Raw genomic sequence first — 24190 nt, 5'->3', positions numbered from 1 at the left:
AATAAACTTATTTTCCTGTAATATAATTTCATCATTTATGAACAATATACGACTTTTTACCTCTAATATGTATTGTTACATTAGACTGAAAACTGATATTATTAAGATAAGCATAGAAAGGGAGTATGAATATGTCATTATTTAATGAAACACTTAAAAAGTACGCTGCACTCGCTGTAGAAGTTGGGGTTAATATTCAGCCTGGACAAAATTTATTTATCGCTTCTTCTATTGATAGTGTTGAACTTGTTCGATTAATAACAAAAAGAGCCTATGAGGTAGGTGCCAATCAAGTTTTTGTAGACTTTTCAGATGATGAAATTACACGCTTACGTTATGATTTGGCTCCAAAAGAATCATTTGAATTCTTCCCATCTTGGAAAGTCCAAGAAAAGGAATTACTAGCTGAACAAGGTGCTGCATTTATGAGCATTATGAGTCAAAGTCCTGATCTTTTAAAAGGTGTGGATACTAGTAAAATTGCAGCATTCCAAAAAGCAGCTGGGACTGCATTAAGTAAATATCGCCAATTTGTGCAATCTGACAAAATTAGCTGGACAGTAATTGCTTCTCCTTCTAAAGAATGGGCTAAAAAGGTATTTCCGAATATTGCGGAAGAAGAACAAGTTTCTGCACTTTGGGATGCTATCTTCAAAGCGGTACGCGCCGATTTAGAAGATCCAGTTTCAGCTTGGAAAGAACACGATAAAGTACTTCACGATAAAGTAGATTATTTAAATGATAAAAACTATAAAAAATTGCACTATACAGCTCCAGGAACTGATTTAACAATTGAACTACCAGAAGGACATTTATGGTGTGGTGCGAGCAGTGTAAACGAAAAAGGAGAAGACTTCATGGCGAATATGCCAACCGAGGAAGTTTTCACAGTCCCTTTGAAAACTGGTGTAGACGGTTACGTTGCTAGTTCAAAACCATTAAGTTACGGTGGTAATATTATCGATAATTTCACTGTTTCTTTTGAAAAAGGTCGTATAGTAAAAGTAGAAGCTGAACAAGGTCAGAAAGTGCTTGAAGATCTTGTCGCAACAGATGAAGGTTCTCACTATTTAGGTGAAGTTGCTCTTGTTCCACATGATTCACCAATCTCTAATTCTAATTTATTATTCTACAATACTCTATTCGATGAAAATGCTTCGAATCACTTAGCAATTGGTAGCGCATATGCATTTTGTCTAAAAGGCGGCAAAAAGATGAGTCGTGAAGAACTTGCTGAGAATGGACTTAATGAGAGTATTACTCATGTGGATTTTATGATTGGGTCTGATAAAATGGATATTGATGGAGTAAGAGAAGATGGAACTATCGAGCCTATCTTCCGCAAAGGTAACTGGGCATTCTAACTATTATTATGTAGATTTCTATAAAATACTACTTACCTTTTAAATAGTTTTAAGCTATAATAATAGTAACATGACTAGTGAGGTGTTTAATAATGGGCTTATTCACAGTTACAGTTCTTGGTTTTGCAGCAGTTACAGGTATTGTAGGTTATACAATTATGCACTACTTCGCAAAAGCTATGAACTCACATGATTCAATTTTAGTAGATTCAAAACCTTCCAAATAATTCAAAACAACCGCAGAAATTGCGGTTGTTTTTTTATTTTTAGAGATTGATTAGACAACTTAATCTATCTACTGGAGGAATTTGGTCGACTTGTGGCAAATATTTGTCCATCGCCAATTGAATTGTGTTGTGTCATAGTTTTTAAGGTTCGACTAATGAAATCTTTAGCGAGGAAGATACAATTTCGTTTGCTCAGCGCTTCTTATTAGTGTGACTACTAATTTTTCTCTAATTTGATATTTTTTATTTATCTTTTTCTTTTCATTTTAAAGACAGTTCTATGTCAATATAATGACCAATACAGACTATTAGATTATATTGCTACAATACCCTAAATACATTGACCTATTAAACATTGAAACATTTGTAAACTTCCATAATGTTACACATGGCAAACCTCTTTTTATCATTTATACTTATTAAGTATGATTGAAGGAGGAATATATATGTTTTCAAATGCCCATATTGGAATAGATTTAGGAACAGCAAATACATTAGTATATACGAAAAGTAAAGGCGTAATTATAGATGAACCTACTGTAGTGGCAGTCGACACAAAAACGAGAGATATAATTGCATTTGGACATAAAGCAAAAGAAATGATTGGAAAGACACCGGTTTCTATAGAAGTTATTCGTCCGTTAAAAGACGGTGTCATTGCTGATTTTGATATTACTACCCAATTATTAAAACTTATTATGCAGAATGCAAGCAAGAAACTGGGAACTTCATTGAGAAAGCCATCAGTTATAGTTTGTACTCCATCAGGTGCTACTTCCGTCGAACGAAGAGCAATTCAAGATGCAGTTAGACAAAGTGGTGCTAAAGAAGTTCAACTTATGGAAGAACCGGTTGCAGCAGCGATTGGCTCTGGTCTACCTGTAAATGAACCAGTTGCAAGTATGATCGTTGATATTGGTGGAGGTACTACAGAAGTTGGAATTATCTCATTCGGAGGCGTTGTTGCTTCTAACACTGTTAAGGCTGCAGGAGATAAAATGGATGAATCAATTATTCACTTTATCCGAAAAGAATATAATGTTTTAATTGGAGAACCTACAGCAGAAGAGATTAAGAAAACTATTGGTCATGCCTTAATACCCCATACAGTAGAACAAATGGATGTACGAGGAAGAGATGTTGTTACAGGATTACCTAAAATAATTCATCTGTCATCTACTCAAATACAGGGTGTATTGGCTGAGTCTCTTGAAATCATCTTAGAAGCAATCCGTGCAACTCTTGAAATATGTCCACCTGAACTTGCTGGTGATATCGTAGACCATGGAGTTGTGTTAACTGGTGGAGGGGCACTTCTAAAAGATATTAAAGAATGGCTTTCAAGCGTCATTGAAGTACCAGTTCATATTGCTCCTGAACCTCTTCAATCAGTGGCTATTGGTACAGGTAAATCCTTCTTTGTTTCTGAAAGGAAACAAAAAGTGGCTAAATGATTAAAACAAATTAGAGGAAATTTACCCTTTTTTCATATAAAATATATATAAAGATTATAGAGGGGGAAAAATATGCCTAATTTACGTGAAGTGTTAAAGTACAATGAATATTTTGTAGAGAATAAACTATATGAACCATTTTTAACAACGAAGTTTCCTGATAAGCGAGTGGTTATTTTAACATGCATGGATACTCGACTTATTGAATTGTTACCTAAGTCTATGAACTTTAAAAATGGGGATGTCAAAATAGTAAAGAGTGCAGGAGCGGTTATTAATCATCCTTTCGGTGGAATTATGCGTAGTTTAATCGTAGCAGTTTATGAACTACAAGCGGATGAAATATATGTGATAGGTCATCATGATTGCGGTATGAGTTCTATCCATACCGACAAAATTATTGAGAAAATGACTTCTAGAGGTATCGATCCACGCATTTTTGATATATTAGAAAACTCCGGAGTAGAAGTTGAAAAATGGTTAGAAGGCTTTTCAGATGTGCAAGAAAGTGTTCTACATAGCGTCGAAATGATTAGAAATCATCCATTAATGATTAAAGATGTTCCTGTCCATGGCCTCATTATTGATCCAAAAACAGGAAGATTAGATTTGGTTGTAGACGGTGCACTTCATTCAAATAAATAATTATTTCCCAGGAAATCGACAAAAAAATTGGTTATTCACCTTAATGAATAACCAATTTTTTATTTACACATATTTCATTAAACTCCCCGTCAACTGTGTTCGTCATTAATAGAAGCATAAATATAATGATCTTCCCACTTACCATTTATATATAGAAGGCTTTGAAGTAAGCCCTCCCGTTGGAATGCATTGTTCTCTAATACTTTTATAGATCCAAGATTTTTTGGAGATACAAACGCCTCAATTCGATTTAACTGGACGTGTTCAAATCCGAATAGCTTTACAAGATGGACTGCTTCCGAAGCAATACCTTTTCCTATAAATTGTTCATCTATAGAATAACCGATGAGACCACTTGAAAAAGGCATCCTTTTTAAACTATACAGAGAAATACTACCAATCATTTGATCAGTACCATGCGTAAACACACCGAAACTAAATTCTCTCTTTTCATTCATCAATAATAGAGACTCACGAATTTTTTCTCTTTGCACAGAAGTGGTATAATAATCGTCTCGATGTAATGGTTCAAAAATGGACCAATATCTTTTGTTTTTATAAACTAAATCTGCTAGACTTGGTGCGTCTTTAACACTTAATGTCCGTATATAACATGTATCTCCTTCTAAATAAATCAAGCATCGTCATCCTTTTGCATTAGTTAATTGTATAAACTCGTTTACATCTTGAATGCAAAGGTTAATGCCTTTTATCCAAAATGCCTCCTTTGTAATATCTTCCCCGAGATGCTTCATTGCTAAATCTTCTACCGACATCACTGCAGTATCTTGAAGTAAAGCAATGTATTTCTCCTCGAAATTTGCCCCCTCATTAATTGCTTTTGCATATATGCTTAGCGAGAACAAATAACCAAACGTGTATGGGAAGTTATAAAATGGTACTTCTGTAATATAAAAATGAAGCTTTGATGCCCAGAAATGTGGATGTGTCGTTTCAAGTGCATCTCCATATGCTTCTTTTTGAGCTGTTTCCATTAACTCATTCAATTTTGTTGCAGAAACGATTCCTTTTTTGCGTTCCTCATAAAATCTTGTTTCAAATAAGAAACGAGCATGAATGTTCATAAAGAACGCAACACTTCGTTGAATTTTATCTTCTAGCAGTGCGATTTTTTCATCATCTGTCTTTGCTTCTTTAACAGCTGCATCCGCAACAATCATTTCCGCAAATGTAGAAGCTGTTTCCGCAACTCCCATTGCGTATTGACGATTTATCCAATGTACTGGTCTTAAAGCATATGAATGAAATGCATGTCCTAATTCATGCGCTAAAGTCGAGACATTCGACATTGTTCCGCTATAAGTCATGAAAATTCGAGATTCCTCTGAAACTGGCATTCCTGTACAAAATCCTCCTGGACGCTTGTTCGGGCGATCTTCTGCTTCAATCCAGCCTTTTTCAAAAGCGTTTCTTGTGAAAGCTTCTAATTTAGGTCCAAATTCTTTAAAATGTTTCAGAATAAACTCGGCACCTTGTTGGTAATCCATTTTTTCTGTAGAAGCACTTACAGGTGCATCTAAATCATACCAATGCATTCCTTTTTCCTTTAGCATCGTCGACTTTACGTTTAAATATTCTACAAAAGGAGCTTTATTTTTAGAAATTGCTCCCCACATAGCATCAAGTGTTTCTTGTTTCATTCGATTAATATTAAGGGGTTCTTCTAATACAGACTCCCAGCCTCTTTTTTCATATACAGCAAGTCGGAAACCAGCTATGTGATTTAATGTTTTTGCAAAAAACTCTTCTTTTTCAGTCCAAGCAGTTTCGAGTGCTTCAAAAGCTTCTTTTCGAGTGGAAGCATTTTCGTGTGAACTTAAATTATTTGCTTGTCCAACGGAAAGTTCTTTTTCCTCGCCATCTACTTTTACTTTTACTCGAATGTCTCCTACTAATAAATCATAAAGTTGACCCCAAGCATGATAACCATCCACCCCAAGAATTGTAATCATGTCTTCTTCTTTTTCAGTGAGCATTTTCTTTGCTTCATCTCTCCACTCATTTAGAACAAAAGAAAAGTCAGATAGTTCCGGTGATTGCAATAGTTCCTTCCAAACAGATTCATCTGTTTTACTTAATCCTTGCTGGATAACTAGCATTAAAGAAGAAAACTTAGCATATATACTTCCAATTTCTCCTTCTAAAAGTGCTGCATTTTTATCAGTTGTGTCTTGTGCTAGGAAGCAACCAATTACTGCTCCTGCTTCCGATAAATTAACTGCAATATCTTTTAGTTCGTTTATAATTTTTTCTAATTCTTGTGCATCTTTACTTGAAGTAGGAGTTGAAAAACCTTTCAATTTCTCTTCAAATAACTTCTGTTTTTCTTTAACTTCGTCTAAATGAATCCTTAAATCTTTTGATACACTTCCACCTTCAAAAAACGAATCAAGATCCCAAGTAATTGGATACAATTTTTCTGTCATTCTTTTTCCCCCTTAAAAATTCATACTAGTTCGAATTATATTATACCATGTTTTCCATAATTGGATTATTCCGCTTTTGCCATGAAACATTCACAAATCAGTTGTTTGTTAGAATATTTGAAAGGTATACTAGAAGGATAGGAGGGATGCATATGATTAAAATAATCCTTTTGATTATAAGCTGGATCTCTACAGTTGCGGTAAGTGTACTCGCAAGTACGCTATCAATAAATCATCATACAACTAGAGAAATATCAAATTGGTTACCTGCTTTATTTACTCCTGCAAGCTACGTTTTTCTTATTTGGTTTGCCATTTATTTTTTATTAGCATGTTGGATATGGAATATTATTAAAGAATATAAGAGCGGGGTAACTATATCTTGGAAACGAGTAATATTATTCGTATGTAGTTCGATCCTCAATATACTTTGGATCTTTTTTTGGCATTATGGATTATTTTCACTTTCATTAATTGATATGTTTGCTTTGATAGGGATTTTATTCTTACTATTTATGACTTATTCCACAATGGAACAATCTTGGATGACGAGAATTCCTATATCTGTTTATCTAGGATGGATGCTCGTTGCTACATTTATAAATATTGATTACTATCTTACTTTCATTGAATTTAGTGGATGGGGTATCACAAAATCATTGTGGATAGTAATTTTTTTAACAATAGCTACCGCAATTGCTATGCATATACGTTTCCATTATAATGACCCTGTTATCGTCCTTGTCTTTATTTGGTCATTTATCGGTATAGCTGTTCACCATTTGTTGGATGAATTATTAATAACAGCTGCTTCTATGTTTTTAAGTTGTGTGCTAATAGTAGGGATTTTCTTCATAAAAAAAGTGCCTCGGAAATCATAATTTCCAAGGCATTTTTTCATATAAGTTGTTAATCAAAATTATCCAATCACTACAACATCATCGAGATGAATGCGGAAGGACTCGACTTTATCGCACCTCACCGCAAGCACAATTAAACCAAGTGCCAAAGCTTTGTGAATTAAAGAATATCCACTTTCCTATTCATACAATAAGCAGCCAAAGATGCTATTTTGGCTGCTCAGCCCTTCTCTATGGTATTTCCGCCTTTTAGATTTTATAGCAAGTGTCACTTTCTTACATAGCATCTCCATATGACTAGTATCTCTTAGCAAAATAAGCAAGGAAAGGACTTCAGTAGAACGGCAGTTATTCTATCATTCTCTTAAAAAGCATTTTTCTCTTAAGCGCTTTTGGGGAGCGACGGACAAATATCCACAACAAGATTATCGAAAAATGGGATGGGTAGAAGTGACTGCATCACTTCCACCCATCCCTATTCGACAGTTATAATGTGGTAATCATTTCGTCCAAAGTGAACCGAAAACGTAAAATTCAAATGGATACTTTTACGCTATACTAACAAGTATATTTTGTAAGAAAGTGGTTATCAACAGATGTAGCATTTTTTAATCAATTTTCGTCAATAAAAGTGGTCCTTCTTTCGTAACTACAATCGTATGTTCAATTTGAGCGACTAACGATTTATCTGGTGTTACAAAAGTCCAACCATCACTTGATTCTACAACATGTTCTGCTTTTTGAGAGATAAACGGCTCTACAGCAAGAACCATACCTTCTTTTAAAATCGTTGGGTCCCATGCATCATAATAATTTAACACATGCTGAGGAGCTTCATGCAGAGATTTACCAATACCATGCCCAGTTAAGTTCATAATAACATGCAAACCATTTTCTTTTGCTTCCCTAGCTACGGCTTTACCGATTTGGTTCAAACGAGATCCAGCTTTCACTTTTAGCATAGCACGATTAAATGCATTTTCGGCCACTGCGCATAGTTTTTCTTTTTCTTCATACCCATCACCAACGACAAATGAAATACCTGTATCTGCAAAATATCCATCATATGAACCGGAGACATCGATATTCACGATATCGCCTTCTTTAATGACACGAGATCCGGGTATACCATGTGCCACTTCTTCGTTTACACTTATACATGTGTAACCCGGAAAATTATATTCCCCCATTGGTCCTGAAATAGCACCATATTGTTCAAATAGCTTTCCACCGATTTCATCTATTTCTTTCGTTGTTACTCCCGGCTTTGTTGCTGCTCTCATTACATCTCTAACTTCCGCAACAATTAGACCAATTTTTTTTAACGCTTCTAACTCTTCGTTTGTTTGTACAATCATCTTAAAAGATCCCTTCTCATTTGAATGTACAATAATCATATCATATTTAAACTTTATTCGGCAGTAGAAGGCGTGGCGCTTTTACGAATAAGATGGTACAAATGAATGCTGCGAATAAAAATACTGGAATCATATAAGTAGCATTATAGATTAATGAATACAAAATTACGTTTTGATCGCCAGCATATTCACCGAAAAATACTATTCCAGAAGTGACATGTGCTAAATAACGAAGAAATGCAGCAACGAATGCTCCTAAAATTACTGCGATCGCCATTTTTTTCGTATCTTTATTTTCAAGTGCTTTCATAAATGCTGGTCTAAAGAAACCAGCGAATCCGGCTACCATAAACGCGATAAAATAATCGATTGATACTTGCAAAAATACATATCCAAAAGATAATGGTACTGCATAAAAACGACCTGTTGCTACCTGCAATAACCCAATTAAAAATCCTGTTATAAGACCAGCAACAACACCTCTACGAAAAGCAATTAGAATAACTGGAACAAGCACGAAAGTAACGGAACCACCTTGTGGCATACCAAACCCTATCATATCTAATACATACCCTAAGGCTGCAAAAATAGCGATTTCTATTAATAACAATACACGTTGATTTCTCATTGTAATCTCCTTTTTGACCACAAAAAAAACGACCCTGGGATAGACCCAGACATCGCGCGATTGTCAGTTTCCATCCACATCCCTACGCAAGCATTAACTTACAGGTTCGAAGGGTACTATCTCAGCCGCGTAAGCGACGCCCCTTGTGGTTATGAATTATTTAGTTCGTGTTTATTGTAGCCCAATAAAATAAGTAATGCAACCCCATGTTTATCATTGTTATACTAATAGAAATATTATACGAAAAGGAGCCAACGATTATGATAGAGTTATTGAAAGATTTGATTCGCATAAAAAGTGATGATGTAGAAGGAGCAAATGCTGCATTATTATTTTGTAGAAATTGGTTTGAAGCTCGAGGAATTGCTACAACTGTTTATGAAAATAATTCTAAGCTCATGCTTGTTGCAGAAATAGGTATTGGTGAAGAATGTATTATATGGAACGGTCATGTCGATGTTGTTCCTGGAAATGCTGAACAATTTAATCCATTAGTAGAAGGCGACCGTTTATATGGACGAGGATCAGCCGATATGAAGGCAGGAGTCGCTGCTATGATGCAAGCTTTCTACGAACTTTCATTAACTCCTCAAAAATTAACAAAAAGAATACAACTTCATATTGTTACTGACGAAGAAACAGACGGAGATACTTCCAAATATTTAGTAGATCAAGGATTTAACGGGGATTTCATCATTTGCGGAGAGCCTACTCATTTACATATTGGTCTCCAAGCAAAGGGAATTATCCAATTAGATGTTAAATTAAAGGGTAAATCCAGTCATGGAAGTCGCCCTTGGGAAGGCGTAAATGCGATTGAACAAGCATTTGCTTTTGACAAAGAAATGCGAAAACTGTCCTTTTTATCAGCAAGTAATAAGTTCTATGATTATCCATCTATAAATTTGGCAAAAATACATGCAGGAGACAGATATAATGTTGTTCCGGATAAATGTGTCATGAGCTATGATATTCGTTATGTTCCAGGACAAAACGATCAAGAAATATTAGCATCGATTAAGAATGCTGCTCACATGGATTTTCCAGGAAGTGAAGTAATTGTACATGCTTGCGAGCCAGCAGTGACTACAGAAGAAAGCAATTTATATGTGCTTAAGCTTCAACAAGTTACATCCAACATGACAAATTCTATTACCAACCTATTTGGCCAACATGGTTCCGCGGATACTCGTTTCTATGCAAAAAATGGAGCCGGAGCCATTGAGTTCGGCCCCTCTGGAGCGGATTGGCATGGTGAAAAAGAATATGTCTCTATTTCATCCGTAGAAAAATATAAAAATATTTTAGTCTCTTTTATTATTGATTGAAGTGAAAATAAGAAAAGCGTCCGCTTTCTACTTAATAGTTCTCAGAAGGGTCGAGACGACGCTTCTGAGAAATTAAAAGTTGCTTAACCTGGTCCATTTCTTTACACTTTATGACACCTCGAGAACAATTCACCCAAAATCGAGACTTTTTTTATTTACCTGAAACTAATTAAAAGAATCAGAAAGGAGAAAACTTCAATGGAAAATAAAAAACTTTTATCAGCATTATCCTACTTTAGTGTGTTATTTGCTCCCTTAATACTTCCGATTATTGTTTTTTTTGTTTCTCAAGATTCAAAAGTGAAACAACACGCTAAACGTTCACTTATTTCTCATTTAATTCCCTTTATTTTTATGATTATTCTATTTATCGTTGTCTATTCCAGTGTGTTTTCTATGTCTTATAGTTCATTCAGTCAACCTTCCATCTTTATGAGTTCAGCGCCCTTATTACTAGTATTCTTATATTTAATTATTTATATCATTATTCTAGTTTGGAATATTGTCCAAGGGGTCAAAGTATTAAGATGATGTTTATATTACTGCATTAAAGGGAATTGAATAATACAGTTAAAATCTATTAGGAGCGATAATATGAGAGTAAAAAACATCGTTAAAACTGCAATAAAATGGGCGCCAATAGTATATCCAATCGTACGGAAAATAATGAAATCAAGAAAAACAGTAAAATAAAAATCTGTTCCCATTGTAGTTTGGGAACAGATTTTGTTATATATAGAGTTTTAACTTTGTCAAAGATAAATATTGATCGAAACCTTGAATTTTTGAAACAGGTGATTTTGGGAATTCTTTTTGCCCGTTGAGAATTTGTTCAAAAGTGAGTGGGTTCGGAGCTGGTAATTCATTTGAATTTACTTGTAATCGCCCATTGTACTGTTTAAAAAAAGCATTTGCCATTAGTCGATATCCTTCCATTGTAGGATGCACATCTGCAGGGTTGGGTAACAATTCTTTTTCATTACCCTTGAATGCTTCTTCTACAGCAACATATGTTGCTCCATTTGCTTCCGCTTCTGTTTTTAAAATAGTATTCATTGTATTTAGTTGTTTTTTTATACCTTCTTTTTGAGAGTCACGCACGTGTGGATAAGGAAAATAATATCCCATGATATAAATATTTGCTGTTGGTGTAATTGCTTGAACTTCTTGTATAACTTCATCCATATTTTTCCGTACATTATTTAATGCGAAGTTTACTTGAACTTGCTGAAATGAAATGGACCCTTTAGCAGGATTTACTTGCACAAGTCTAAGCAAATCATTTGCTCCTGCTGAAATGGTAACAACTGTTGCATTTTTAAGTAATTCCTTCGCTTCTTTCGTACGGACTGTTTTTAATACGTCTGCAGTCGTAAAACCAGGAAAAGCAAGCGCTTTTGAGTAATAGGAAAGTTGATGAGCTCGAGTCAACTCTTGTGCTATTAAATCCGTATATCCAGAGTCAATTGCTCTATTTGGTGTTTGCCCTGCAGCTAAAGAATCCCCTAAAGCAATATAAACTTCTCCCCCTTTAGCTTCACTCGTAAGTGTTGTAAAAGGGAAGAAAAGTAATATAAGTGCAGCAATCCATTTTTTCATTTGAATCGACTCCTTAAAAAGCCCAAGTTCCTTTTTGGAAAATTGCTTCCATTGTTCCGTCTTCTAACTCTCCTATTATATCCATATGTGCACTACCGATCATAAAATCCTCATGCACAATTGAAGTATTAAGACCTAAATTTTCAAGTTCTGATTTACTTAGACCACGTGCCCCTTCCACACAGGTTGGATATGCCTCTCCAATTGCAAAATGATTGGAGGCATTTTCATCAAAAAGAGTGTTGAAAAACAATACGTTTGATGCTGAAATAGGTGATTCATGAGGAACTAAAGCTATTTCCCCTAAATACTTTGCACCTTCATCTGTTTGTGTTAATTCTAGCAATAACTCTTCTCCAGTATCCGCGTGTACTTTTGTAATAGCCCCATTTTCAAATGTTAAAGTGAAATTATCAATAACATTTCCTTGATACACTAATGGTTTTGTATTTTTTACATATCCGTTTACACCAGTTTTAAGTGGCGCCGTATATACTTCTTCGGTAGGCATATTTGCAATAAAAGGGACACTTTGCCCATTTTTACTTGCACCTGAAAGCCATATATGTCCTTTTGGAAGTTCCACTTGAATATCTGTACCATCGGATTTGTAGTGCAACTTTTTAAATCGTTTTTCGTTTAATAAGGCTGCACGGCTTTCTAAATGGGTGATATGATCTGTCCATTTTTGAACAGCAGTTCCTTCACCTATTCGTACTACTTGGAAAATAAGATCCCATAGCGCTTGCATTTGATATTCTCCTTCTAAATGAGGGAATACTTTTGCTGCCCATTTTGGGGAAGGCATTGCGACAATAGACCAAGTAATAACGTCATTCATCACTGCTTTTCTGTAATTTTCCAATGCTTTACCACTTGCTTTGTGGAAATTTGTAATTCGGTCAATGGATACACCTTCGAGTAGATCTGGATTATCTGCATCTATCCATAGTAATGCACCTTTATTTTCGATTAATTCATCTCTTTGCATAGCAGCCCATTTCGGAAATTCATGAAATGCCTCGTCAGGGGCTAAATCGTAAAAAGCTCTTGCATTTACTTCGTCTGTATAGTTTACATCTACTCTTTTTGCGCCAGCTTCATACGCTTTTTTTACAATAAGTCTTGTGAAATCTATAGTTTCTGTCGTTGTATTAATCAGTAGGGGTTGATTTTTTTGAATATTTAAGCCAACTTTTACTACTAGTTCTGCATATTCTTCTAGTTTTTGTTGGAAGTTCATTTATTATCTTCCTCTCTTCTCAATCGTTTTCGATGAACCTTCAATAAACTCACCACGATGCCAAATTTTCTGTACAGGTTTACTTGGAAGCTCTTTTGTCCATTTTTTATACGTTTTTTCATCTGCATACGTTAATAAAGTTAATACTTCTCCATCTTTTCCTGCGCGGCCAGTACGTCCTGAACGATGTAAATATTGTTCAATTGAATGTGGTACATCCACATGTATAACATGAGTTAAGCCCGAAATATCTAATCCTCTTGCCGCAACATCCGTAGCAATTAGTATACTTACTTTCCCATTTTTAAAGTCATCCAATGCTTTTTTACGTTCTTCTTTTTTCATTTCTGAATGTAGGGATACTATCGGTGCATCACGGTAAGTAAGTTTCGCATCCTTCATCAATAGTTGATCTATACTATTTACAAATGCAAGACCCTTCATTCCTTCTAAATGAGATAGTCTTCTTAATAACTCAGTTTTATCACGTGTTTCTGTCTTCACAAAACTATGAACGACTTCACCTTTTGAAGGGATTTCTTCAGCAGACACTTGAATGCGTACTGGATTATTCATCATTCTTTCTGCAACTAACTCAATTTCGTCCGTTATTGTAGCTGAAACAACAACAAGTTGTCTTTCAAGAGTTGCATCTATTAATCCCTTTACGGTTGTCCGATGCTCTCGACTTAATAATTGATCGCCTTCATCTAATACGATTGTTTTGATTTCATGCATTTTTAATTTCTTAACTTTCACTAGTTCTTGTAATCTTCCTGGTGTTCCTACTATTATTGTTGGTTTCTTTTTTAAGGTTTCAATTTGTCTTTGAATATTTGCTCCACCGATTAATTGTGCAACGGAAATATCAGTCCCTGCTGTCCATTCACGGAAAACTTCTACAATCTGCATACCTAATTCTTGAGAAGGGACAATGACTAATGCTTGGATTTGTTTCTTTGAAGGATCTACCTTTTGTAATAACGGTAGGACGTATGCTAACGTTTTTCCAGTACCCGTCGGAGATTCCGCTACTATATCTGAACCATCAAGCATATGTGGTATCAATTGCGATTGGATAGGCATTTCAAATGCAAAGTTTGTTTTTGCCCATTTTTCTTGTAATGTTTCATTTAAATTTTCTAAAAAAGTCAAATTGTTCTCCACCTCATCTGTGTTTGAATCAAGTGTACCACATTTTTATTATCGGTATTTAGCTAAAAAGATCAGAGTGGATATACGAAAAAAAGTGCCTTTAATAATAGATACTTTTAGTAAACGAAAAGGTTTCTAGTAAGCGATTATTTTTTCCAAATTCCATTTTTCTTTCTTTATATAAAAAGACAGTAAGCAAACTATTTCGAGTCTGCCTACCGTCTAAAAGGGTATGATATTTAAGTAAATTTAACTTTCTTCTATTATATATTCTTTTGTTAATTCATAAAGATTAAGTTCATATAACTGCTTTCCGTCGATTTTAAATACGCCTTTGTTTACAAGGTCTTCTATCATACTGTCTCGTTTTTCTTCAATTTTTGATTCTTTAGGTATTATCATATCTGTACTCTCCTTGCATTTTATATCCATCTATTATTTACCCAACGACCTGAATTATAAACTTCTTTCCTTTAATCGCTTAAAAGCTTCAGTAAGTTTTGGGAACCTTTTTTTTATTAACAAATAGATCAAATAACCGATTAAAGCACCGAGTGTATTAAGCCATAAATCATCTACATCACTACTTCTATTTTGAGGTAGTTGCGTTATTTCGATAAAGAGTGAAATACATAATCCTACAATCACTGGATAAGGAAAATGTTCCATTCTTTTAGAAAGAAGTGGGAAAAGAAAACCGATAGGAATAAACAGAATAATGTTACCGAGAAAGTTAATATAAAATGGTTGCCAAAACCCAAGATATCTAATGGCATTAAACGTTTCCCTAAAAACTCGAAATAACTCGAAATTTACGTTTGATATTGTAGGTCGAATTAAGCCATTTCTAGGAATGATAGTTTGCGAAAATACCCCAATGAGTACTAAAACAAGCAGAAGTATTCCTAACTCATGCAAACTTTCCTTTAAATCAAATCCTCTTTTTCGCCACCTAAGGAAACGCCAAATAAAAACGAACGGAAGTGCTATACAAACGAAAAAAAACATATCGTCTAAATAGTTTTCTATTACGTTCATTTGCTTCACTCCCATTACAATATATAACGCATTTTAGTGTCAAAAAGTTTCCTACCATTTATCTTCTAATTAAGTCTATATAAAAAATCTTTTCTTACCTGTTCTATATTTATTCTTTACTAATCAACTATATAATAGAAACAATATGAAGGGAAACCATGTTTTTATACAAAAGCGTAAGCGCACTTTAAGAGCATCTTGTCTTCACTGTTTCTAGAGTGCTTTCTTAACAATGGCATCTCCTGTTTTGGTACTACTCACTTAATGGATTGTAGTGAAAGATGACGAGTCCAGTCGGAGGCCAACAGGATGTTGGTCACGAAGGCGTTGCCACACGATGTGGCGCTCTTAGCCTTTGTTCCTCTGTGAGACAGATGAACCATCACTACAAACGCTTAAGCGGCGGTGATGGTTCATCGCTCCCCCTGCGGATAGCGTCCATCTGAAGCGGAAATCCCAGTATGAATACTATTTTTACAGGGCAATTATCTGTATACTTTCTTATTCTGGAACACATGTCAGTCTTCCAAAATCTATTTCTAATTTTCGAAAAAGATTGATATGTATGAAGCTAAACACTTTTCAAAAAATGGTTAAATTTTTTTTGTCTGAGACATATTTACTCTAGTGACAGTCTTCCTTCACTGCGGTAAAGTAATATGTAAGTTAGTGAAGGGAGCATATGAAAATGAAGGCTATTTTTTTTGATTTAGATGATACATTATTATGGGATAAAAAAAGTGTAGAAACTGCATTTCAAAAAACTTGTGCATATGCAACAACGAAAGTAGATTTTGACCCGAAAGCTTTAGAGTCATCCGTTCGTTATGAAGCAAGTAAATTATATGATACATATGAAACACGCCCATTTACTCAAATGATTGGAATAAATCCTTTTGAAGGACTATGGGGAACGTTCGATGACCCTAGCGAAGAGTTCCAAAAGATGAAAGCAATTGCACCTAATTATCAACGAGAATCATGGATAAAAGGATTACAATACCTCGGCATAGACGATACAGCTCTTGGAGAAGAACTATCGACATACTTTCCGAAAATGCGAAAAGAAAGTCCCTTTGTTTATGAGGAAACTTTTGAAGTATTAAATTTACTAAAAGGGAAGTATATACTTTTCTTAATAACGAATGGCTCGCCTAGTCTTCAAAACACTAAGTTAAAAATAACACCAGAGATAGCTCCTTACTTCGATCGTATTATTATTTCCGGCGCCTTTGGAAAAGGAAAACCAGATCCTTCTATTTTTGAGCATGCATTAGAAATTGCTGGAGTTAATAAAGAAGAAGCTTTAATGGTAGGAGATAATTTAATGACCGATATTCTCGGTTCCTCCAAGGTTGGAATGAAGTCTGTATGGATAAACCGCGAAAATAAAGAAGTAAGTGAAGAAATAAAACCTACTTATACAATAAAGAACTTGCGTGAGCTAATTTCCATCCTTGAATAGAACAAAAAGCGAGCACCAGTCTACTAATTGACTAGGTGCTCGCTCTTTTTTTGGTGAGCGTCGGAATCTACTAAGATTAATTGTGTATACGTCGGTAGGCGCTTTGGAGCAGAACTATACGCTTTCGACACACGTAGGTGCTTATATCTCCTCTTTAGGTGCTCTTGCAACACTTTTAGGTGCTTATACGCTGTCGGTAGGTGCTTTGGAGCTTGAGCTAGGTGCTCTCGACACACGTAGGTGCTTATAGCTCCTCTTTAGGTGCTCTTGCAACACATTTAGGTGCTTATATGCTGTCGATAGGTGCTTTTGAGCAGGAGCTATGCGCTTTCGACAAACTTAGGTGCTTATAGCTCCACTTTAGGTGCTCTTGCTACACATTTAGGTGCTTATATGCTGTCGATAGGTGCTTTTGAGTAGTTGCAATGCGCTCTCGACACACTTAGGTGCTTATAGCTCCACTTTAGGTGCTCTTGCTACACATTTAGGTGCTTATATGCTGTCGATAGGTGCTTTGGAGCAGGAGCTATGCGCTTTCGACAAACTTAGGTGCTTATAGCTCCACTTTAGGTGCTCTTGCTACACATTTAGGTGCTTATATGCTGTCGATAGGTGCTTTGGAGCAGGAGCTTGGCGCTTTCGACACACTTAGGTGCTTATAGCTCCACTTTAGGTGCTCTTGCAACACTTTTAGGTTCTTATACGCTGTCGGTAGGTGCTTTTGAGTAAAGACAATTTCCTTTATAAGTCTATCGGTGTTGCATCTGATATATCTGCTAATTCCTTTAATTGTTCGATTCCCGTTTTTTCAACATGTTTGTCAATAGAAATCATCATAATAGCGTCTCCACCTACTTCAGATCGTCCTACTTGCATCGCTGCGATATTAACACCTTTTGTTGCTAAAAGTGTACCTACACGGCCAATCGCCCCTGGTTGGTCTTTATGCCGAATAAATAGTAAATGGCCTTCCGGAACGACATCAACGATGAAATCATCAACCCGTAATATTCGGGCTCCTAGTCCATTTAATAATGTACCGGCTACTTTTCTTGTTTCGGTTGCTGTTTTTACTTCAACCGTAATTAAACTTGTAAATCCTTTTGATTTCGTTGTTTTCAATTCATTCACAATGATGCCGATGCGGTCTGCAAGAAATTTTGCATTTACATCATTTACTGACTCTCCCAACTTACTTTTCAGGAGACCTTTTATTGCATTTCGTGTCAATGGTCGAACATCTATATTTGATAGTTCACCAGAATACGTGATGTTTACTTCTTCCGCAACTCCAGCTGTTAAATCACTTAAAAATGTACCTAACTTTTCAACTAAATTAAAATAAGGCTCAATTTTAACTAATACATCTTTTGGTACTGAAGGAAGGTTTACTGGATTTTTTACAACACCGCCTTGTAAAAAGCTAACTACATCATGGGAAACATCCACAGCAACTATTTCTTGTGCTTCTACAGTACTTGCCCCTAAATGAGGCGTAGCAATCACTTGTGGTAATGTAAGTAGCTTATGATCTAAAAACGGTTCTTCTTCAAAAACATCTAATGCTGCTCCAGCAACTTTACCAGAAATAATAGCATCATATAATGCATCTTCATCAATAATGCCACCCCGTGCACAGTTCACAATTTGAACACCATCTTTCATTTTTTCAAAAGCTTCTTTGTTGATCAAATGACGTGTCTCTTTTAATAATGGTGTATGCACTGTAATAAAATCTGCTGCTTTAATAACATCTTCAATCGTCCCAAATTGCACACCCATTTTTTCTGCTTTCTCAGGTGTTAAAAATGGATCGTAAGCAATCACATTCATTCGTTGTCCTTTTGCACGTGCAGCAACTTCTGCTCCAATTCTCCCAAGTCCAACAACGCCAAGTGTTTTATTTTTCACTTCTACTCCAATAAATGATTTGCGATCCCATTTTTTATTTTTCAATGCATGGAATGCTTGAGGAATATTACGTGCAAGTGACATTAACATCGCAATCGTATGTTCCGCTGCGGAGTTTGTATTTCCGTCTGGAGCATTGACTACTATAATACCTCGTTCTGTTGCTGCAGGAAGGTCGATATTATCTACCCCAACTCCAGCTCGTCCAATAATTTTTAAGTTTGTTCCTTTTTCAATAAGCTCACGTGTTACTTGTGTTTGACTACGAACTAACAAAGCATCAAATTCACCAATTTTATCTTCTAGCTGTTCTGGAGTTAGGTTTGTATCGATTACGATATTAAACCCTTCTGCTTGTCTTAATGGGTAAATTCCATCCTCGCTTAGTGGGTCACTGATTAATATATTGTATGCCATAATTATTTTCTCCTTCTGATCAAATATTTTTTTTATTTCTAAAAGCAAAAAAGCCCTTCACTCCCTTACAAATGTAAGGGGCGAAGAGCTTATAGTAAACTCACGCGGTACCACCCAAATTCACTGCAAAAAATTGCAGCCTCTTAACATGCTTAACGCGCATTAATCGAATGAACCTACTAAACTGTTCAGTTCACCAATTCAAGAGTGCTACCCTACACTTGAAATCACTGATTTTCACCAACCATCAGCTCTCTTTAGAATCAAAATGCAAAGCTTGTCTCCATCAATATTGTTTAATTTATATTGAGATTAATTATTCCTCGTCTATTATTGTGCAACGAAGGTTTTTACTTTATTCAGACTTGGTTTTGCTCCTGATGAATTGTCGACATTTCAGACCACTTTTTGAAGTGGAGGACTTTTGCTGATTAAAGTTAAACTCATCATACTCACACTCTTTTAAATTGTCAATATAGTTAAAAAACTTGAAAACGCTATCATTTTTAATCATTTTATATAAAGCTTGATATTACGCTATTTAAAACATATAAAAAAAATCAAAATTTTATCATTCGTTATTTAGGTGAAAATTCCCAATAAGTAAAGCTCCACTTAATGCATTTTGTTGATTTTACGAACTTTAATTAATTTTATAAGTAAAACGTTCACATTTTTTTATTATAGTCATTTTTTTCACCAAATGTATTGACGTTAAGTCTTTTAATTTGTACACTGTATAAAATCATTTGTTTTCTCTAGAAGTACACTAAAATCTTTGAATAAGGATATGATGAAATGAAAGTGAGTAAGTTTGGGGGAACCTCAGTAGCAAGTGCTGAGCAAATAAAAAAAGTGGCTGCAATAGTCCAATCAGATCCAACAAGAAAATTCGTCGTTGTGTCTGCACCTGGTAAACGTTTTAGTTCGGACAAAAAAGTAACGGACTTATTAATAGAATTAGCAAATGCAGCTTTAAATCAAGATGAGATAGAATCAAAACTTCAGCAAGTATTAAATCGATACAGAGAAATTGCTATAGATCTAAGGTTAGACAAAACGATATGTGACGTGATTGAAAACGATTTACGCGTACGCATTTCTACAGATATGTCAGACGTAGAATACTTTGTTGATAATATTAAAGCGAGTGGCGAAGATAATAATGCCAAACTCATCTCTACATATTTTACAAGCATTGGGCTACCTGCTAAATATGTTAGTCCGAAAACTGCTGGGCTTGTTGTAAATGACCTTCCAGAACGTGCACTTGCTTTGCCTGAAGCTTATGAAAATTTAAGTCATCTAATAGGGATGAATGAAATTGTCGTATTCCCCGGATTTTTTGGTTTTACACGCGCAGGATTATTACGAACTTTTGACCGAGGTGGTTCGGATATTACTGGATCAATATTAGCTGCATCCGTACATGCAGATCTTTATGAAAACTTTACGGATGTAGACTCGGTGTTTTGTGCAAATCCAAAAGTTGTCAATGACCCGATGGAAATTGAGGAAATCACTTATCGAGAGATGCGTGAGCTTTCTTATGCAGGATTTTCTGTTTTCCATGACGAAGCCTTGATGCCTGTTTATAAAGCAGGCATACCTGTATGTATTAAAAACACAAACAACCCTTTGGCTCCTGGCACCAAAATTGTTGCAGAAAGAAAAGGGAAACATCACCCGATTACTGGAATATCAGCAGATAGTGGCTTCTCGATTTTATATGTAAGTAAATATTTGATGAACCGAGAAATTGGATTCGGTCGAAAATTACTGCAAATCTTAGAAGAAGAACTTATCTCGTATGAGCATACACCTTCTGGTTTAGATGATATTTCGGTGATTTTAAGAAGTCACCAACTAACAGCTGAAAAAGAAATTAGAATTATTAAACGAGTGAGAGAGGAACTTTATGCGGAAGACGTACACTTTCGTCATGATTTTTCGATGATTGTAGTAGTTGGCGAAGGAATGAATAACAATACTGGTTTAGCTGCACGAGCAGCTACTGCAATTTCAAGGACTGGCTCCAATATTGAAATGATTAACCAGGGATCTTCAGAAGTAAGCTTAGCTTTTGGCGTTCATAAGAGCAATGAAAATAAGATATTACAAGAGCTATATAACGAATTCTTTGCACCTGTTTCAGTTAGATAATCATAAAGTAAAACATTTCATAATTGTTTTATACTCTACCGTTAGATTTAGAGAGCTGGAAGTGACAGTCACTTCCAGCTCTCTGTAGTCTCGTGTTCCATATGTGCCCCTACCTTCTCTTACGGTAATCGGCATCCTAACCATAAAATCTTGTTAACTTTAGATGTCTAACTAAGTACAATCAGGCTTGAATCATAAAGGCTTCATCTGATTCAAATTAGCGGCTTTCACATAGTGCACAAGTGTCATTTTATCGTTTATTTTCCATCTATCTTCTGTTTGAACGTAACCCATTTTCTCATATAGATAACAGTTTCTTTCTTCTTCAAGAATGGTGTCCAGTTCCCATTTAGTTACCTCTGGATACATGCTTTCTAATCTAGATATAACTAGCTGAGCTATTCCCTTCCCTTGGTACTCATCTAATATATTTATCATATGTAATCGCATAACTCCTGAGGATATTGGAAATACATGGACACTACCTACCAAAATATGGTTATAAATTATTTTATAAAAATCACCGGTATTTAAACGCTCCATAAACCTCTCAATTGTTTGATGTACTGGACTTGTTTCATGATCTTCATATTTTTCATAAAGCGGTTTAAATACCTTCTTTTGTAATTCAAACAATGTTTCTGTATCACGAAGTGTTGCTTTCTTTAATGAAATTTTTGAATTTATTAACTCGAATAAAGAATCCAGAATATCATACCGAATAAATTCCCCGCTTTCGACTAAAGCCCTAATTTCATCCATTGATGCCCATTTTACATCTGCTACTTCTTCATATTGTAGACTCAAATCATTAATATGGACGTTTTGCTTTACAAGATAATGATCATCAAATCCTCTTGAGAATTTAATAGTAAATAATATTTCAGCCTGCTCCATTTGCAAATCTAGACCAATTTCTTCTTTTGTCTCTCGCACTGCAGCCATTTCACTAGTCTCATTTGAAAGTGCAGCACCCGCAGCTGCACAGTCCCACATATTGGCCCATCCTTTTTTCCATGATTGACGTTGTTGGATTAAAAATTCCCCATTTTCATTCACTATCCATACATGGACTACTTGGTGAAAATCACCTTCTTGCATATCTTCTCCTCTTACATGAGTTCTTCCTGTTTTCTCTCGCTTTTCATTGTAAATATCCCAGGTTTCCATTCATTACACCTACACTTCTAATAGTTTGATTGAACTAGTATATCATTCAATTAATATGGAAGTATATGTGTAATGAGATCGTTTATACAAAAAATAATTGACATTTTTTTTATTTAATGAGATACTATAATTTGTTAACATTTTTGGTATGACATAAATTTTAGAAATTTGGCATTCTGCTTTATGTGTTTTTGATAATACTTATTCACACTGGCGCGACTACAGGGTCGCAAGGACGTAAAAGAAGGTAGGGTTTACGTTGCTTAGGTTAGAAGGCAACCAGTGGAACAATTTACCGCGGCATTGAAAGCCTAGTCTTTCATGGAAATTATTCCCCGATCTTGATCGGGATGAAATTTATAATTCAAAAGTTATGTTTTACCTATACAAAAATCAAGGGGTGTTCTCATTCGAGAGCACCCCTTGTCCAATTCACATGCGTATTTCGTTTTGTCTTTTATTGTATTCCTTAAACGTAACCAAATAAATAACCCCACTAAGTAATGCTAAAATAGCCAAAATAACAAACGTCCAACTAAAGCCTATCCATGTTACAAGTGGAAAAACAAGCGGTGCAATCGTTCTTCCGATGGTGTAACGTAGACTCGCTGCAGCAAAATATTGTCCTCGCATATCATCCGGCGCTAATTTTGAAACAAAACTTTCTTGTAACCCAACCGTAGCTAACTCCCCTAGTGTAAATATTGCCATTGCAAGTAGGAACACCCAAAAATTTGCTGTCATCGGGAAAACGAACATCGCAATCATATATAAAAATGAGGAAAAGAAAAACACCCACTTTTCCGGATACTTCGACATCCATCTCGTTACAATAACAGTGAATAAAACAACTAATAGTCCATTCTCTGATAATAGCATACCAAAGGAACCTTCCCCTGTAACAGCCCATTCTCGGCCAAATAAATTCCCTAGCACTTGCTTATCAATTGCCTCTTTCATATAAACGGGTATTAACATATCTAATTGCATATACGTTTGTCCGAGTAAAATGCCTGCAACAACAAATAAGAAAAACACTTTATCTTTTACAATTAATCCGTAAGTTCGCAATTGCTTGACTACTACTTTCACCCAATTACCACCATCATTTGCCATCTGCTCTTTCATTTCTTTCGGCAATGTTTCTTCTGTCAAAAATCGAAGGGCAAGCCCAACTATACAAGAAATAATGCCACCTATTAGGAGTAGTGGAAAACGATATTGAAAGAATAGAACCGCTCCAATAATCGGCCCTACTACGACAGTAATATTCACAGATGTATAAAACACAGAAAAAACTGTACTTCTTTGATGTTCCGGTACTACATCCGCTACAATAGCTTGGCTTGCTGGATGATAAAATGAGCCCGCTACTCCGGCAAGTGCAAATGCTACGAAACTAATCACCGGTGAGTTCAACCATGGTGAATTAGCAAATGCAAATATGATAAACATAATGCCCTGTGAAATAGCAGAAAAGAATAGCATCGTTCTTCTACCAAAACGATCCGCACAGTACCCTCCTATCAAATTTGCCGCAACACCAAATATTTGCGAGATTACAAGTAATATTCCCGTCATACTCGTTCCAAATTCTTTAGCAAAATAAATCGCAAGAAACGGAAATACCATCCAAAAACTTAAATTACTAAAAAATTCTCCAAATAATCTTACTTTTAAACTTCGATCCCAATCTTTTATCCTCATCATTTGTTCCT

General features: G+C 35.4%; 22 protein-coding genes, 1 riboswitch and 1 other annotated feature. Of the genes, 10 read left to right on the top strand and 12 right to left on the bottom strand.

The features are described 5' to 3' along the window. Window positions 1-131: 131 nt before the first annotated feature. From ACTSKG_RS16870 to ACTSKG_RS16855, 4 genes are all read left to right on the top strand, one after another. A complete protein-coding gene (locus ACTSKG_RS16870; RefSeq protein WP_464755706.1) occupies window positions 132-1364 on the top strand; it encodes an aminopeptidase in 1233 nt (410 codons plus the stop codon). Between the two features lie 92 nt (window positions 1365-1456). After that, window positions 1457-1591, top strand: coding sequence for a hypothetical protein (locus tag ACTSKG_RS16865; protein ID WP_464755705.1), 135 nt, complete (start codon window positions 1457-1459; stop codon window positions 1589-1591). 446 nt (window positions 1592-2037) lie between these two features. Beyond that, the gene (gene mreBH / locus ACTSKG_RS16860) at window positions 2038-3045 is read left to right on the top strand and encodes a rod-share determining protein MreBH (protein WP_464755704.1); all 1008 of its coding nucleotides are present in this window, start codon (window positions 2038-2040) and stop codon (window positions 3043-3045) included. A 72-nt stretch (window positions 3046-3117) separates the two neighbouring features. After that, on the top strand, window positions 3118-3690 hold the full coding sequence (locus ACTSKG_RS16855; RefSeq protein ID WP_464755703.1) for a beta-class carbonic anhydrase: 573 nt from the start codon (window positions 3118-3120) through the stop codon (window positions 3688-3690). A gap of 89 nt (window positions 3691-3779) precedes the next feature. On the opposite strand, the gene ACTSKG_RS16850 is transcribed toward ACTSKG_RS16855, so the two are convergent. Further along, window positions 3780-4328 carry a GNAT family N-acetyltransferase gene (locus tag ACTSKG_RS16850; protein ID WP_464755702.1) on the bottom strand — a complete coding sequence of 183 codons (549 nt, stop codon included), beginning with the start codon at window positions 4326-4328 and terminating at the stop codon, window positions 3780-3782. 6 nt (window positions 4329-4334) lie between these two features. Then, window positions 4335-6137 (bottom strand): M3 family oligoendopeptidase, encoded by a 1803-nt coding sequence (locus ACTSKG_RS16845; protein ID WP_464755701.1) that lies wholly within the window; start codon window positions 6135-6137, stop codon window positions 4335-4337. A gap of 152 nt (window positions 6138-6289) precedes the next feature. Here ACTSKG_RS16845 and ACTSKG_RS16840 point away from each other — a divergent pair, with 152 nt between their 5' ends. Then, window positions 6290-7018, top strand: a complete 729-nt coding sequence (locus ACTSKG_RS16840; RefSeq protein ID WP_464755700.1) for a TspO/MBR family protein — start codon at window positions 6290-6292, stop codon at window positions 7016-7018. A 587-nt stretch (window positions 7019-7605) separates the two neighbouring features. Here ACTSKG_RS16840 and map read toward each other — a convergent pair. After that, entirely contained in the window at window positions 7606-8355 is a 750-nt protein-coding gene (gene map / locus ACTSKG_RS16835; protein WP_464755699.1) for a type I methionyl aminopeptidase, read from the bottom strand. Between the two features lie 46 nt (window positions 8356-8401). Continuing rightward, window positions 8402-8983 (bottom strand): energy-coupled thiamine transporter ThiT, encoded by a 582-nt coding sequence (gene thiT / locus ACTSKG_RS16830; protein WP_464755698.1) that lies wholly within the window; start codon window positions 8981-8983, stop codon window positions 8402-8404. A gap of 62 nt (window positions 8984-9045) precedes the next feature. Next, window positions 9046-9137: riboswitch (TPP riboswitch) on the bottom strand. 106 nt (window positions 9138-9243) lie between these two features. Here thiT and ACTSKG_RS16825 point away from each other — a divergent pair. The 3 genes from ACTSKG_RS16825 (at window position 9244) to ACTSKG_RS16815 (ending at window position 11004) form a co-directional block, all read left to right on the top strand. Continuing rightward, on the top strand, window positions 9244-10311 hold the full coding sequence (locus ACTSKG_RS16825) for a M20 family metallopeptidase (protein ID WP_464755697.1): 1068 nt from the start codon (window positions 9244-9246) through the stop codon (window positions 10309-10311). Window positions 10312-10509: 198 nt separating this feature from the next. Continuing rightward, complete coding sequence (locus ACTSKG_RS16820; RefSeq protein WP_464755696.1) at window positions 10510-10842, top strand: magnetosome magnetite crystal formation protein family; 333 nt, start codon at window positions 10510-10512, stop codon at window positions 10840-10842. Between the two features lie 63 nt (window positions 10843-10905). Beyond that, complete coding sequence (locus ACTSKG_RS16815; RefSeq protein ID WP_464755695.1) at window positions 10906-11004, top strand: hypothetical protein; 99 nt, start codon at window positions 10906-10908, stop codon at window positions 11002-11004. Window positions 11005-11040: 36 nt separating this feature from the next. On the opposite strand, the gene ACTSKG_RS16810 is transcribed toward ACTSKG_RS16815, so the two are convergent. From ACTSKG_RS16810 to ACTSKG_RS16790, 5 genes are all read right to left on the bottom strand, one after another. Beyond that, on the bottom strand, window positions 11041-11910 hold the full coding sequence (locus ACTSKG_RS16810) for an SGNH/GDSL hydrolase family protein (protein ID WP_464755694.1): 870 nt from the start codon (window positions 11908-11910) through the stop codon (window positions 11041-11043). A 13-nt stretch (window positions 11911-11923) separates the two neighbouring features. Continuing rightward, window positions 11924-13153, bottom strand: coding sequence for an aminopeptidase (locus ACTSKG_RS16805; protein ID WP_464755693.1), 1230 nt, complete (start codon window positions 13151-13153; stop codon window positions 11924-11926). A gap of 3 nt (window positions 13154-13156) precedes the next feature. After that, complete coding sequence (locus ACTSKG_RS16800) at window positions 13157-14308, bottom strand: DEAD/DEAH box helicase (RefSeq protein WP_464755692.1); 1152 nt, start codon at window positions 14306-14308, stop codon at window positions 13157-13159. A 249-nt stretch (window positions 14309-14557) separates the two neighbouring features. Next, window positions 14558-14710, bottom strand: a complete 153-nt coding sequence (locus ACTSKG_RS16795) for a Fur-regulated basic protein FbpA (RefSeq protein WP_464755691.1) — start codon at window positions 14708-14710, stop codon at window positions 14558-14560. A gap of 54 nt (window positions 14711-14764) precedes the next feature. Beyond that, a complete protein-coding gene (locus ACTSKG_RS16790) occupies window positions 14765-15346 on the bottom strand; it encodes a VanZ family protein (RefSeq protein WP_464755690.1) in 582 nt (193 codons plus the stop codon). 682 nt (window positions 15347-16028) lie between these two features. Between ACTSKG_RS16790 and ACTSKG_RS16785 the strand changes: the two genes are divergently transcribed. After that, entirely contained in the window at window positions 16029-16811 is a 783-nt protein-coding gene (locus tag ACTSKG_RS16785) for an HAD family hydrolase (protein ID WP_464755689.1), read from the top strand. Window positions 16812-17552: 741 nt separating this feature from the next. On the opposite strand, the gene serA is transcribed toward ACTSKG_RS16785, so the two are convergent. Further along, complete coding sequence (gene serA, locus ACTSKG_RS16780) at window positions 17553-19139, bottom strand: phosphoglycerate dehydrogenase (protein ID WP_464755688.1); 1587 nt, start codon at window positions 19137-19139, stop codon at window positions 17553-17555. A 73-nt stretch (window positions 19140-19212) separates the two neighbouring features. Next, window positions 19213-19438, bottom strand: a binding site (T-box leader). 499 nt (window positions 19439-19937) lie between these two features. Between serA and ACTSKG_RS16775 the strand changes: the two genes are divergently transcribed. Next, window positions 19938-21302: an aspartate kinase gene (locus tag ACTSKG_RS16775; RefSeq protein WP_464755687.1), complete on the top strand. Its 1365-nt coding sequence runs from the start codon at window positions 19938-19940 to the stop codon at window positions 21300-21302. Window positions 21303-21494: 192 nt separating this feature from the next. Here ACTSKG_RS16775 and ACTSKG_RS16770 read toward each other — a convergent pair whose 3' ends face one another. Both ACTSKG_RS16770 and ACTSKG_RS16765 read right to left on the bottom strand, forming a co-directional pair. Then, a complete protein-coding gene (locus tag ACTSKG_RS16770) occupies window positions 21495-22472 on the bottom strand; it encodes a GNAT family N-acetyltransferase (RefSeq protein WP_464755686.1) in 978 nt (325 codons plus the stop codon). A gap of 432 nt (window positions 22473-22904) precedes the next feature. Then, a complete protein-coding gene (locus tag ACTSKG_RS16765; protein ID WP_464755685.1) occupies window positions 22905-24182 on the bottom strand; it encodes an MDR family MFS transporter in 1278 nt (425 codons plus the stop codon). Between the last annotated feature and the right edge of the window lie 8 nt (window positions 24183-24190).

The organism is Psychrobacillus syltrankelensis (assembly GCF_055454035.1).
Note: the sequence above shows the minus strand (reverse complement) of the source record. Positions and strands in the feature narration are given on the sequence as shown.